Source organism: Leptospira dzoumogneensis (genome assembly GCF_004770895.1).
Lineage (GTDB): Bacteria > Spirochaetota > Leptospiria > Leptospirales > Leptospiraceae > Leptospira_B > Leptospira_B dzoumogneensis.
Window position 1 is genome coordinate 219,832 of sequence record NZ_RQHS01000018.1, and the last position, 12,990, is coordinate 232,821.

11 protein-coding genes are annotated in these 12,990 nt (G+C 41.8%); 7 read left to right on the forward strand and 4 right to left on the reverse strand.

The features are described from left to right. Nucleotides 1-42: 42 nt before the first annotated feature. The 7 genes from EHR06_RS11880 to hisF are packed head-to-tail and all read left to right on the forward strand — an operon-like array spanning nucleotide 43 to nucleotide 8,576. Entirely contained in the window at nucleotides 43-783 is a 741-nt protein-coding gene (locus EHR06_RS11880) for a lipoprotein LipL31 (RefSeq protein ID WP_135757199.1), read from the forward strand. Between the two features lie 21 nt (nucleotides 784-804). After that, complete coding sequence (gene uppP / locus EHR06_RS11885) at nucleotides 805-1,650, forward strand: undecaprenyl-diphosphatase UppP (RefSeq protein WP_135757200.1); 846 nt, start codon at nucleotides 805-807, stop codon at nucleotides 1,648-1,650. A gap of 29 nt (nucleotides 1,651-1,679) precedes the next feature. Next, nucleotides 1,680-4,625, forward strand: a complete 2,946-nt coding sequence (locus tag EHR06_RS11890; protein ID WP_135757201.1) for an LPS-assembly protein LptD — start codon at nucleotides 1,680-1,682, stop codon at nucleotides 4,623-4,625. Nucleotide 4,626: 1 nt separating this feature from the next. After that, nucleotides 4,627-6,042 carry an undecaprenyl-phosphate glucose phosphotransferase gene (locus EHR06_RS11895; protein WP_135757202.1) on the forward strand — a complete coding sequence of 472 codons (1,416 nt, stop codon included), beginning with the start codon at nucleotides 4,627-4,629 and terminating at the stop codon, nucleotides 6,040-6,042. A 22-nt stretch (nucleotides 6,043-6,064) separates the two neighbouring features. After that, nucleotides 6,065-6,355, forward strand: a complete 291-nt coding sequence (gatC, locus tag EHR06_RS11900; RefSeq protein WP_135757203.1) for an Asp-tRNA(Asn)/Glu-tRNA(Gln) amidotransferase subunit GatC — start codon at nucleotides 6,065-6,067, stop codon at nucleotides 6,353-6,355. Beyond that, nucleotides 6,352-7,812 (forward strand): Asp-tRNA(Asn)/Glu-tRNA(Gln) amidotransferase subunit GatA, encoded by a 1,461-nt coding sequence (gene gatA, locus EHR06_RS11905; protein ID WP_135757204.1) that lies wholly within the window; start codon nucleotides 6,352-6,354, stop codon nucleotides 7,810-7,812. The genes gatC and gatA overlap by 4 nt, the downstream gene beginning before the upstream one ends. Beyond that, on the forward strand, nucleotides 7,809-8,576 hold the full coding sequence (gene hisF / locus EHR06_RS11910; protein ID WP_135757205.1) for an imidazole glycerol phosphate synthase subunit HisF: 768 nt from the start codon (nucleotides 7,809-7,811) through the stop codon (nucleotides 8,574-8,576). The genes gatA and hisF overlap by 4 nt, the downstream gene beginning before the upstream one ends. A gap of 3 nt (nucleotides 8,577-8,579) precedes the next feature. Here hisF and EHR06_RS11915 read toward each other — a convergent pair whose 3' ends face one another. From EHR06_RS11915 to EHR06_RS11930, 4 genes are all read right to left on the reverse strand, one after another. Further along, entirely contained in the window at nucleotides 8,580-9,761 is a 1,182-nt protein-coding gene (locus EHR06_RS11915; protein WP_135757206.1) for an alpha/beta hydrolase, read from the reverse strand. A 101-nt stretch (nucleotides 9,762-9,862) separates the two neighbouring features. Continuing rightward, nucleotides 9,863-10,606 (reverse strand): 23S rRNA (guanosine(2251)-2'-O)-methyltransferase RlmB, encoded by a 744-nt coding sequence (gene rlmB, locus EHR06_RS11920; protein ID WP_135757207.1) that lies wholly within the window; start codon nucleotides 10,604-10,606, stop codon nucleotides 9,863-9,865. Further along, the gene (gene cysS, locus EHR06_RS11925; protein WP_135757208.1) at nucleotides 10,603-12,012 is read right to left on the reverse strand and encodes a cysteine--tRNA ligase; all 1,410 of its coding nucleotides are present in this window, start codon (nucleotides 12,010-12,012) and stop codon (nucleotides 10,603-10,605) included. Before cysS ends, rlmB begins: the two co-directional genes overlap by 4 nt. Next, on the reverse strand, nucleotides 12,009-12,974 hold the full coding sequence (locus EHR06_RS11930) for an acetylxylan esterase (RefSeq protein WP_135757209.1): 966 nt from the start codon (nucleotides 12,972-12,974) through the stop codon (nucleotides 12,009-12,011). The genes cysS and EHR06_RS11930 overlap by 4 nt, the downstream gene beginning before the upstream one ends. Between the last annotated feature and the right edge of the window lie 16 nt (nucleotides 12,975-12,990).

Here is a 12,990-nt window from a genome sequence, read left to right on the forward strand (position 1 = left end):
AGGCCCGGTTCTCCTATTTTTTGCGTAGGAATTCCAATACAGATGAAACGGCTATATATATCCCTCACTTTACTAATATCTTTTTTCTCTTTCGCAAATTGCGGAGACGGTACTCCTGTCATCGAATCTATCGACGGCAATAAGATCACTACCGCAAGTTTTGAAAGTGCTTTGGACACCGCTTTGGATACTTTAAGCCGTACTCAAAACATCGAAAAAAAGAACGTTATCAAATTTTTAACCGAAGAAGAAAGCAAAGTTCCTCAAAGTTTTCTCCAACTCAGAAACGAATTCAGAAAAAGAAAGTTCTTTGATCGTTATCATGAGATGATGGTCGTTAAAGCTGCCGCGGACAAAAGTGGTTTCAGCAAAAGATCCGATATTAAAGAAATCTTAAAATTCCAAGAGATGCAGTTGATCTATGGAATGTATGTCGCTGAGCAGATCGAATCCAGAATTAAGATCACCGAGCAGGAATTGAACCAAGGTTGCCAAGAACTCCGCACTAAATATAAACAAGCAGAGTCCTTAACTCTGGAGCAGTGTTACGATGCAGCAAGAGCTCAGATCAAGGGAAGAAAATCGGAAGAAGTATATAAATCCGTTCTAGATAGAATTAAAGAAACTGTCGCTATCAAACATAACGATAAGTTCGATCTTGAAAAATATCTGGATAAAGAATTTAGCTTCGCCGAATTGAGCAAGGAAGAATCTCCTAAGGTCGAGGAGACCAAAGCACCGGAAGTTTCCCCTCCTGCACCGGCGCCTGAAGCTACTAAGTAAAAAAAGAAATTTTTCAACGATTTGAATTCATATCTAAACGCAATCTTCCGTAGCGTAATTGAAGCGATTACGGAATTCTTACCGGTGTCCTCCACAGGACACCTTTTCTTATTCTCCTCCTTCTATCCTTTTTCTGAGGGGGGGGATTTCGACGACTTATTCGATATATTCATCCAAAGCGGAGCAATTCTATCCGTGGTCGTTCTATATCGGGAGAAGTTCTTTGAACAGGGAAGATCGGCAGTACGTTACCTTCTCCGCAGAGAAGAAAACAAGGAAGGATTCCTTTTCTTAACCAGAGTTACGATCGGATTTTTGCCTATCATGGCGGCGGGATTCTTATTCAGAGGATTTTTAGATAAGATCAAAGCAAGAGAAGATATTTTGGCGATCTTGGGAGGAGCTTGGCTTGTTGGAGGAATTCTGATCTTAGCTTCGGAGTTCTGGTTCCAAAAAAGAGAGAAGATCAAAACAAGCGAGCCTATCGGAACAAAGGATGCGATATTGATCGGTATCTTCCAATGTTTGGCATTGGTCCCTGGAGTTTCCAGATCGGGAGCTACTATCGTGACTGCCAGATTTTTAGGAAAGGATACCAGAAGTTCCGCCGAGTTTTCCTTCTTTGTTGCAGTTCCGGTCCTATTCTTGGCCGGTGCTTATAAACTATTCAAACATAGGGCAGTGTTAAATTGGGAGAATCTGCCGATCTTAAGTTTGGGTTTTGTTCTTTCCTTCCTACTTTGTTTTTTCGTGATCAAATGGTTCTTAAAATACTTACAGACCCATTCCTTTACCGGATTCGGTTGGTATCGGATACTTCTTGGGATCTCAGTGCTTTCCTTCTACAAATTAGTGATGCAGGGCTGACCCGACACAATAGTGTGGCTTAGATCGGAATGCGCCCCTGGATCCGAAATTGTCTATTTTTACTTTTTTTGCCTACCTTGCTTTGGGGGCAGCCGGTCGACCTAGGCCCTAGGGGTCAATCGGGTGATCCGAACTCGGAAGACGATACCCAAAGATCGGTTGTTAAGACCAGAAACCGCCTTTTAAACAAATCCATCGAAGTTCTTAGCGAGAGAGAAGTGGATGAGCAGTTGGAAAACCTAGGTCTTTCCAGAGAAGGTTCCATCTACACTAGACGTAAAAGATTAAAAGCCGCTTTAGGGGAGAAGGAAGACAATAAGCCTGATTTTGCCGCGTTAGCCGGAACATCTAAGAAAGATCTTCCTATGGTGATAGAGAATGCCGCGGAAGGCGAGCTTATAAGAGTGGACCAGACCAAGGGTGGTGTTCTTGTTTTAAGAGGTAGAGTTCGTATCAAACTCAGGTCCGGAAGTCTAGAAGCGGAAACAATTTCAGTGGATTCCGACCGCCAAGAAGTGTATGCGGAAGGCGGGATCAAATTCGAGGACGGCCGCGCAAAGATCACCGGGGACAAATTCATCTATGACTATAGATTGGATAAGGGTGTGGTCTATAATACAAAAGGCACCGTCGCCCCTGCTTATTTTTTCGGGGAGAAGATCAAAAAATTAGATGATAAACGTTACATGTTGGAGATGGGATATTTCACATCATGTAACGCTGAAAAACCTCATTATTCCTTTAAGGTTGATAAGGTAGTGCTCTATCAGGATAGAACAGTTATCGGAACTAACGTTCGATTCCAGGTAGGTAGTACATCTGTGTTTTGGCTTCCATTCTTCTATAATAATAATTTAGGGAACGGTTGGACCACTCAAGCAGGTAAAAACAATACACAAGGCCTATTCATCCAAAACTCATTACAATGGTCTACGATCCCTACTTGGGCTTTGGCTCCAATGGGTTATAAGGTCCGTGCGGATTTTTATGAAAAAACGGGACAAGCCTTCCAAATGGAAATGTGGAGGCAAAGCGCCAACCTAAACTATTTGATAGATATAGGTTATGCAAATCATAAAGCTTACCAGATCACTTCAGGTTTTGAGGATAGATTTGCAAATTACGGCATAGGAACAAGTGCAGTCACCAACCAAGTGGATAAGGGAAATTATTGGGGAACCAATATCCCTAATGTGGGAGAAGATAGAGATCCATGGTGGAAAGGTAGAATATTCTTAAATTCTAAAATGAATAATACGGAGAAGGACGTAACCCGTAACCTTTCCGTTCAATATGAGAATTTTACGAACCGTTTATTCGAATACGAATACGGGAATAGATACCAACCGAGCAATAGTTTACAGTCATTATATACATTCAGAGATGTTCGTTTCGGTTACGTTCGTAATAACTTAGAATGGAAATTGGATTATACGGAGAATAGGGGAGATCTTTCCGTTAATGTTAATATGAAGAGAAATATGCTCTTCTATAACCTTTCTCCTTTTAATAAGTCGGGTTATTTTCCCACAGTGGATGTTCTGCCATCCGTTACTATTAAGAATAGTTCTGAAATTACCAGGCTTCCTTATTTTGAGACCCCGGTATATTGGGATGTGTATTTAACGAATACATTGATGAGATTCTACGGTGTTCCTACACAAGAAAAATTGAAAATCCCTACCTCCGACGGAAGTTATGATAATCCTAACGGGGACTATAAGGAAAATCTTCTTAGGACCCAAAACTTTTTACAGGGTGAGACCGGATTTAGGACTTCTATGAATTTTGGAAGTTATGTGTCCTTGGCTCCAAGTGTATACTACGGCGCTAAAAAACAGTCCGCTCAATTGCCTGCGGGAAGTGCGGATACCGTTAATACGAATTTTACGTCTTTGGAAAGAAGTTTAGCCAGGGATAGTTATCAATATTTCAGAACGAATACCAACTTAAGGATTGGTGCTCCGATCCTATTCTTTAATACCACTTATCGTAAATTGGAAGCGGAGAAGCCGGACTTACAAGATCCGATCCTAATGAAAAACCGCCAACATGAGATGGAATTTTCTTTGGAAAGTTATGCTTTGGAGAATTTTGAGATCTCTCTTAAAACGATCCGAGACCTAAGAACATTTTCGGATGAATACCAGCCTCAACCTACGAGCCAGGAAAGATGGTACTATACCGTATTCCGTTTTGCGGGTCATATAGACTTCTTGGAAGGGTTCAGCAAAAGAAAAAGGACCCTTCTGGAAAGGAAAAGAAGTTTTTACACCGGACTGTTCTTCAATAACGATTTTGTGTATCATACACCTTTACATCGTCCTTTGTCCAATAATTTCACCCTATCCTATAAGATGGGTGGATTTAGACTTCCTTTCTTAAGATATATTCGTGAGTTGGAAGTGGGAGGGACCTGGTATCATATTTATTATGCTTCTATGATGGACAATTATAGGATATATGCTAAGGCAAGTATAGATATCACTAGAGAATTCGGGTTCGAGGCGGAGATCGATTCCAGGGTAACGGAACCTTGGAGATATACGAACCAAACGGACAATTATTATTACCAAAGATATATTCTGAATACGGATCCGACTTCTCCATTCACTTCGATGAATATGAACCCCACAAATTTAGGTCAGGATATTATCAACGGTTCCGGGATCAACGGAACACAGGCAAGACAGACCACCGCTATGAACGTCAACCGTGCAATGGCGGTCTTAAAATATAATCTACATACTATGAATTTGAGATTAGGTCTAAGTAGTGATCTTAGATCCGTACCTGGGGGAACTACCGGGGCGAGTCAGGTGACTTTTTACGACCAGTCCATATTCTTCTCCATATCTTTAACGGATTTCAGTTTGGGTCAGGAAGATTCTGCCCAGCTTTCCAGGATCCGTCTGTTCAGGTTTAGAAAACGTCCTCTTAGGACAGGTTATACGGAAGGAGTCGAGTCGGAATAATATGCTGAAAGAAAGAAGCCAAACTTTTAAATTATTATTCGTCTTCTTGGACCTGATCTTCTCGTTTGGAAGTTGTATATTCGCATTCCTTCTTCGTTTTTATATTGGAGACCCGACAGGAATAGACAGATCTTATATAGATCTAGAGAGTTATTTTATATTAGGTTCCGTTCTTTCCGTTTCCCAAGTAATCGTTTTCTTATTTATAGATCTGTATCATCCCAGAAGAGGATTGTCCTTTTTGGATGAATTCCTTGCGATCTTCGGGGGAGTATTCTTAAATCTACTCTTCGTATTATCTATGTTGTTCTTCTTTCGAGGTGATTTTGGAAGCGAAAGATTTTCTCGTTCCTTTATTCTAGTTTTCGCGGGGACAAATATTTTTTCGATCGGGCTTCTTCATCTTCTCGCCCGTCAATTCTTAAGATATCTCAGAAGCAAAGGATACAATTTACGCAGAGTACTTGTGATCGGAACAAGAGAAACTGCTTCGCGTTTTGCGGATTCTGTCCAAAGACACCAAATTTACGGATACCAGATCATAGGTTATGTAAGTTCCGGAAATTCCAAAGCGATCCGCAAGGATATGGTGCTTGTCGGAAAGACGGATAAGATAGAAAAAGTTCTGTCCGAGATCAAACCTGATCTGGTTGTTTATGCCTTGAATAATGCGGAAGGGGACTGTCTGGAAACCGTATTGGATGCATGTGATACGGAAGGGATCGACTTAAAAGTAATTCCAGGTTTCCAAGAGTTTATTAAGGCGAAAGGAAGAGTGGATGAGATGGACGGTCTTCCTGTCATTTCCATCCGAAACATCCCGGTTCGTCTGGGTTATAACAGAGTTATTAAAAGAAGTTTTGATATTCTATTTTCCCTTTTCTTTATTATTCTTTTTTCTCCCGTATTTTTGATCATTGCACTTCTCATCAAATTAACTTCCAGGGGGCCTGTATTCTATCACCAAGAAAGAGTGGGCCTGGATAATAAAAGTTTCAAGATGCTCAAGTTCAGAAGTATGGTTGTCCAAACTAAGTCCCAGTCTGAGACCACCTGGACCGTCCAAAATGATCCAAGGGTAACCGGGATTGGTAAGATCCTGCGTAAGACCTCCCTTGACGAAATACCTCAGTTTTTTAATGTGCTTTTAGGAGATATGTCCGTGGTGGGTCCGAGACCCGAAAGACCTCATTTTGTCGAAAAATTCAAAACGGATCATAGACATTATATGAGAAGGCATGCGGTCAAGGCTGGGATAACCGGTCTTGCTCAAGTCAAGGGCCTGAGAGGAGACACTTCTATCGATGATAGGATAGATGCGGACATCTACTATATAGAAAACTGGTCTCTTTGGTTGGATATTAAGATCATCCTGCTCACACCTTTAAAAGGTGTGATGGATAAGAACGCCTATTAAGGGAAAAAGGAGAACGAAGGCCGTGAACCTAAACGAAGAATCCCTTCAAAAAATCGCAGAGTTATCTAGGCTCAAAATTGATCCTAAGGATATACAGAACTTCCTTACGGATTTTAATAAAGTACTGAATTATGTGGATACGATCACTGAATTAAATGTAAGTTCAGTATCCGATGAGGAATTATATCCGAATGAAGGAAATTCACTTCGTGCAGACAAGGCAGAAGAGGGTTTAAGTCGTTCTCAGATAGAATCCTTCGCGCCTAGTTTCCAGAATGGATACTTCGTAGTTCCAAAGGTGATCGAAACATGAAAGAACTTTGGAAATTAAAATATTCAGATATTAAAAAAGGTTTAAATTCAGGTGAGTTCACTCCGACCGAATTGATCCAATCCTTGATCTCTCGTATAGAGGCAGAGGATCCTAAAATTAAGGCATTCCTTTCTTGGGAAAAAGAAAGTATCCTAAAGGCCGCTGCAGAAAGTACTGAAAGAAGAAAATCAGGGAAACCTCTCTCCGAGTTCGACGGAATTCCAATCGGAGTGAAGGACAATATTTGTATAGAGAATACGATCACTTCTTGTGCTTCTAAAATTTTAGAGAACTATCGTTCTCCGTTTCATGCGACTGCTATCGAAAAACTTTTAGCAAAAGGTTTTGTTCTGATCCCAAGAGCGAATATGGATGAGTTTGCAATGGGTTCATCTACGGAGAACTCAGCTTATCAAGTCACAAAAAATCCATTCGACACTACAAGAATTCCGGGTGGATCTTCAGGCGGATCTGCAGCTGCGGTTGCCGCTTCTTTTGTGCCTATCGCATTGGGTTCTGACACAGGTGGATCCGTTAGACAGCCTGCATCTCTTTGCGGGATCTACGGCCTAAAGCCGACTTACGGAACTGTTTCCAGATATGGTCTAGTCGCTTATGCTTCCAGCTTGGACCAGATCGGTCCATTGTCCAAGGACATTGACGGGATCATAGATGTGTATTCCGTGATCTCCGGAAAAGATCAGCGGGATGCTACTTCAAAAAATATTCCTGCATTCGATCCTTCTAAGGTAAAAGAACTTCCTTGGAAAGGTTTGAAAATAGGTAAGATGAAGATCACTTCCGAGATTGAGCCTGATATTGCAAAAGCATATGAGTCTCTTTTGGCGGAGTTGGAATCCAAAGGCGCTCAACTTGTGGATCTGGATTTTTCTCTTCTTTCCAATTCTATTCCGATCTATTATATCATCGCTACTGCGGAATGTTCTTCCAATCTTTCTAGATTCGATGGGATCCGTTTCGGACAAAGAAAAGATCCAAGCGGTAAACTGGAAGATCTATACGTAACAAGCAGAAGTGAGGGTTTCGGTAAAGAAGTCCAAAGAAGGATCTTACTCGGAACATTCTCCTTATCCGCCGGATATTACGACGCGTATTATGGAAGAGCACAGAAAGCGAGAGTTCTGATCAAAAAAGAATACGAAGGTTATTTTTCTAAAGTGGATCTGATCCTTCAACCTACTTCACCTACGACTGCGTTCAAGGTGGGAGAGAAAACTTCCGATCCGATCCAAATGTATAAGGCGGATATACTTACTACTTCCGTGAACTTAGCCGGAGTTCCTGCTATGTCTGTCCCAATCGGAACGGATTCAAAAGGACTTCCGATCGGTTTGCAGATCACTGCTCCTTCTTTACATGAAGATAGAATATTCGGTTTTGCTAAAATGATCTCCGACTGGGCTTCCAAGGTTCAGTTGCCCGAAGCCATCAAATGAGCGAGCTCGCCGCGAGAATTATTCCCTGCCTGGATATCAAAGACGGCAGGGTAGTCAAGGGAGTGAATTTCGTAAACCTTGTGGATGCAGGAGATCCCGTAGAATCCGCAGTGGTTTACGAAAAAAATCTCGCGGACGAGTTGTGTTTCTTGGATATCACTGCATCCAGCGATAAAAGAGATATTCTGATCCATTTGGTAGAAGCTGTTGCGGAAAGGATATTTATCCCTTTCACAGTTGGCGGAGGAATTCGCACTCTGGACGATGTTAAGGCGGTTTTAGAAAAGGGAGCGGATAAAGTTTCCATCAACACTGCTGCCTTTGAAAATCCGGACCTTCTTCGTGCCTCCTCCGAAATTTACGGATCCCAATGTATCGTATGCGCGGTGGATGTAAAGTTCCATCCTGATAGACAAAGATACGAAGTGTTCCTCCACGGCGGAAGGACCGAAACAGGAAGAGATGCATTAGACTGGGGAAAAGAAGCCCAAGAAAGAGGAGCAGGAGAGATCCTACTCACATCGATGGACCGTGACGGAACTAAAAAAGGTTTCGATATACAACTTCTAAAATCATTTTCTTCTAATTTAGAAATTCCTATTATTGCAAGCGGCGGCGCCGGGAATCCTGAACATATGGTAGAAGCGATCCTGAGAGGAAAAGCGGACGCAGTTCTTGCTGCATCCATTTTTCATTTTGGTGAATTTACTATCCGAGAAACTAAAGAGAATATGCAGGAAATGGGGATCAAGGTAAGGCTTTGATCCTTATAACCCGCTCACTATCGTAAAAACTTCACCAAACACATTATTAAAATGTGCTTTTACTGTAGTAAGTCCGCTGCCTGTTCCGCCTTCATTCCTAAAAGACATTTGAGAATGGTCCATATCGCTGACAGTATGAGTATTACCTCCTGCCAATCTGTTGTTCAGAAGTGCGGAGTTTAGGGGAACAATCCCATCTGAATTTGTAAATGCAGGGTTTCCATTCGTGATTACAGTACAAGCAGCTTGGTAGGTGGCTGCATGATCGCCTCCGCTGCAATTTGCAGAAACCATGCTTCCACCATATACGGTAGTGACGGGATCCTTGGAAGTATTTGCGATCATACTTTCTAAGAAAAAATTGAATGCTTGGTTGGTTCCATCAGTGATGGGAGGAGCAATACTGCTTACACCTGCACTAATCCCGTTCGTATAAGCAAGACCCTGTCCGCCGGGAGTGTCCGTCATAAACTTGATAATAGTTCCTATGGAGCTCAAATTTCCGGTGTATTGCGGAGAAGAATAGGGAGACCCGTAGTATGGAGTTCCTAAACTTACGATATGATCTATCACGTCCTTAGTATTATTTGCATGTTGGATCGCAGCTCTAGAAACTAGTCCACCCATTGAGTGTGCCACAACGACCACCTTGTCGGAAGAGCTGAAAGCAGCATTTAAAGAATCTATAAACCTTCTGCCGTTTATTTCGATATAGTCCGAGGTCCTATAAGTAAAAACATAGATCTCGAAAGTATCGTATACACTCGCACTATAACCGCTGGGAAGGTCGCTGGTTTGGGTGGTAAATGCAAGTCCCTGGTTCCAGGTTCCTAGCAGGTTTGCTACCTTCTTATTAAAATCGGTAGGAAGATCCGTTTGCCTTTCCGCGAAATCCCAACCGTGAATGAGAACGATTTTTGCTTTGAAATTATCTCTCTGAAAATACGGATCTTGGAAGTATAGAGGAGAAAGACTACCTACTGCCATATTCGGAAATACGGTCGAAAATTTATATAAGGCATGGTTCTGTTCCGCGAAATAACTTGAGACTATATAATCCTTAATTTGGTCCGCTACAGATTTGTTGTCGGGAGGAGTGAGCCTGTCTTGCACATAATCGCAATTCCCGAAAGATAGTAGTGTGAAAAATAAGAATAGAGTTCGGAAAGATAAAAATCTTTTCATACTATATGTTTGGTCGCTATCCGGAAAAACCGCAAGCTAGAATTTGATGGCGGGTGTTCATTAATATCGTAACGGAAAGGAAATAAATGTTTGAATAAGATTTACTTCGGTCGGTTTTTTAAACGATCCAGTACAATACCTGTGGCAACTGTCACATTTAGAGAGGAGATATGACCATGAAGAGGAATACGAACCGTAAAATCCGATTTTTCCATCAGTATCCTTTTTAGTCCTTCTCCCTCATTTCCCATCAGGATCACGAGTTCCTCCCAAGCGGGAATTTTGGACCAATCTTCTGTTCCCTTGTCGGAAGTAGAAACTACCCAGAAATTTCGTTTTTGCAATTTTTCTAATATTTGTGCGAGGTTCCCGACTTTAAAAACATTCAGATAGGCGAGTGCGCCTGAGGCCACTTTTTCCACGGCAGGTGTGATACCGGAAGAATCCCTATCAGGAATGAGAACCGTTTCTACTCCGAAACATTCCGCAGTTCTTAAAATATTTCCCAGGTTGCCCGGATCTTGGATACGGTCCAAAACTAAGATCGGGCCCTTACAATTTTCCAGATGAGAATCGAATGATTTTTTATCTCCGGAATGGAGTTGTATCCTAAGTGCAAGCACTCCTTGGTGATTCACACCGGGAGCCATTTTGTCTAATTTACTAGGAGAAGCTTCTTTGATCAGAAGTTTGTTCCCTAATTCGGAAAGGATCTCTTCTAATTCTTTTTTCGCACCGGAGGTCAGCCAAATTTCTTGGAAGGAAAGCTCGGAACCTTTTTCTAAATGTCTTTCCAGAATTTCCCGGATATTTCTTCTTCCGTAGATATACTCCTGGCGGCTCATTTTCTTTTCCAGCGAAGACCTTCTTTAGTGTCCTCGATTATGATCCCTAATTCGTTCAGCTTGTCTCTGAGTCTGTCTGATTCCGCAAAGTTTTTGTTTTTGCGGGCTTCCTGTCTTTGTCTCACGAGTTCGTCTATTTCCGAGTCTAAAACTTGTACCTTTCTTTCGAAACTTAGGACTCCTAGGATGGAATCTATCTTATAAAATAATTCTAATCTTTTGACGAGTTCATTTTCGTTCGGAGAATTTTGATCCAAGTATTGGTTCGAATCTTTCACCAATTCGAAAACGGAAGCAAGAAATTTGGAAATATTCAGATCGTCTGCGAGGCTTTCTAAAAATTCATCCCAGGAAGCGGCTTCCAAATTCCCTTGGGATTGGAATGTTTTTCCCGACTTGGATAATTCTTCTAATAATCGATCGATACAGTTTTGGATCTTAGAAACGGATCCGGCTGCTTCTTCTAATCTTTCTTTTGTGAAGTTTAATTTACTTCTATAATGTGCGGAGAGTAGAAGGAATCGGATATTTTTAGGTTCGGCACCTTCTTTTACCAAATCTCTTAGGGTGAAAAAGTTTCCCTTGGACTTGGCCATTTTTTCTCCGTTTACTAGAAGATGTTCAGAGTGCAGCCAGTATTTTACAAAGGATTCTCCCGGATAAGCACCTTCACTTTGAGCGATCTCATTTTCATGGTGGGGGAAGGTTAGGTCCACTCCTCCTGTATGGATGTCCACTCCGGAGCCATACACGTCACGCACCATCGCGGAACATTCTAAATGCCATCCCGGTCTTCCGGAGCCGATCTCGGTCTCCCAAGAAGGTTCTCCGTCTTGTTTCGGGAATTTCCAAAGAACAAAGTCTCTCACATCGTCTTTTTCGTATTCGTCGGTATCATAACGAGTACCTGTTTTCATCCCGCTTACATCGATTTTGGAAAGTTTCCCGTAATTTTTGAATTTAGAGATAGAATAATACAAACTTCCGTCTTTTTCATAAACGAGTCCCTGGTTTTGAAGATGTTTTATGATCTCTACCATGGAAGGAATAGAATCGGTCGCTCTGGGATAATGTTCTAATTTTTGAATATTCAGAGATTCTAAATCTTCTTGGAATGCTTTTACCCAGGGTTCAGTAAATTCTCGGATCCCTTTACCTTGTGCCAAGGATTCACGGATGATCTTATCGTCGATATCGGTGATATTCATAGTCATATCCGGTTTATAACCGAAAGAGACAAGAACACGCCTAAGAAGATCTACGAATAAGAATGCGCGTAAATTTCCTAAATGTGCGAAGTTATAAACCGTAGGGCCGCAGGAATATACTCTGACTCTGTCCGGAAACTCCGGACGAAATACTTCTTTGTTTCCGCTGAGAGAATTATGAAAACGGATCTCTTTCATTCAGGGAACAGGATCTCTTTCGCAAATTCCAGATTGGCCAAATTTTGTTTGTCCCCTGCGATACCTGCTTCGTTCCCTTCCGTAGGATAAACCTGCATTCTTTTATCGCAGACTAAATGATTGAATAATGCGAACACGGACTTAGGATGAGAAACCTTATCTTCCATCCCGACTGAAACTAAAGTAGGGATCTTGATCTTTTTGGAAAAATGTAAACTATCAAAATAAGAAAGATTCTTTTTTACTTGGGCTTTTTTGGATTTTGCGTTGGAAATCTGTTCCGAAACTTCTTTGGACCAGCTAGTTCCTAACTTCAATTGTGTATCGTCCACATGGCAAAAATTAGGAGTTTCTAATATAAGCGCTTTGACTCTGGGAGAATTCGCCGCACCGAATAATGCCATGGAGGCTCCGATACCTTTGCCTGCCAGGATGATCTTGTCTCCGTCAATCCCGTCTGTAAGTCTTAAAAATTCGATCGTGCGGATCACATCCAAGTAATTCGCTTTTAAGAAGAAGGATTCTTTGGCTTCTAATCCTTTTCTGTAATATCCAGGAGTCCAATCCGGATCGGGAATTTCTCCTTCTTTCAAAACCGGACGGATCAACTGAGTTCCATGGCCTCGGAGGTCCAGGATGAGTTGTGCGACTCCAGCTTCCGTCAGACCCTTAATAATTTGAGGTCTATCTTTTGCATAATCGTGGAAATATACGAGTACAGGTAGATCTCCTCTTTTTCTTGGGATCACCAAACTGCCGGTAAGCGTTGCGTTCCCATACGATTGGAAAGAAATATCGTAGATGGTTTCTTTTAAAATGGTCCCTTTGAGCAGGGCCTTAGTTTGGTTTTTAACCGGAAAACCTTTGAGTTCTCGGATCGACTCCGCCCAAAAATCGTCCAAATCCGCTGGAGGTGAGAAGGGAGGATAAGTCTGGAAGCACTCGTCGAAACTGATAGCCATCAGAGATACATCGTTT

Bases quoted from the DNA above. Each gene is read 5' to 3' on its own strand.
- EHR06_RS11880 (WP_135757199.1), top strand. From the start codon at position 43: ATGAAACGGCTATATATATCCCTCACTTTACTAATATCTTTTTTCTCT.
- EHR06_RS11890 (WP_135757201.1), top strand. From the start codon at position 1,680: ATGCGCCCCTGGATCCGAAATTGTCTATTTTTACTTTTTTTGCCTACC.
- EHR06_RS11895 (WP_135757202.1), top strand. From the start codon at position 4,627: ATGCTGAAAGAAAGAAGCCAAACTTTTAAATTATTATTCGTCTTCTTG.
- gatA (WP_135757204.1), top strand. From the start codon at position 6,352: ATGAAAGAACTTTGGAAATTAAAATATTCAGATATTAAAAAAGGTTTA.
- hisF (WP_135757205.1), top strand. From the start codon at position 7,809: ATGAGCGAGCTCGCCGCGAGAATTATTCCCTGCCTGGATATCAAAGAC.
- EHR06_RS11915 (WP_135757206.1), bottom strand. From the start codon at position 9,761: ATGAAAAGATTTTTATCTTTCCGAACTCTATTCTTATTTTTCACACTA.
- rlmB (WP_135757207.1), bottom strand. From the start codon at position 10,606: ATGAGCCGCCAGGAGTATATCTACGGAAGAAGAAATATCCGGGAAATT.
- cysS (WP_135757208.1), bottom strand. From the start codon at position 12,012: ATGAAAGAGATCCGTTTTCATAATTCTCTCAGCGGAAACAAAGAAGTA.
- EHR06_RS11930 (WP_135757209.1), bottom strand. From the start codon at position 12,974: ATGGCTATCAGTTTCGACGAGTGCTTCCAGACTTATCCTCCCTTCTCA.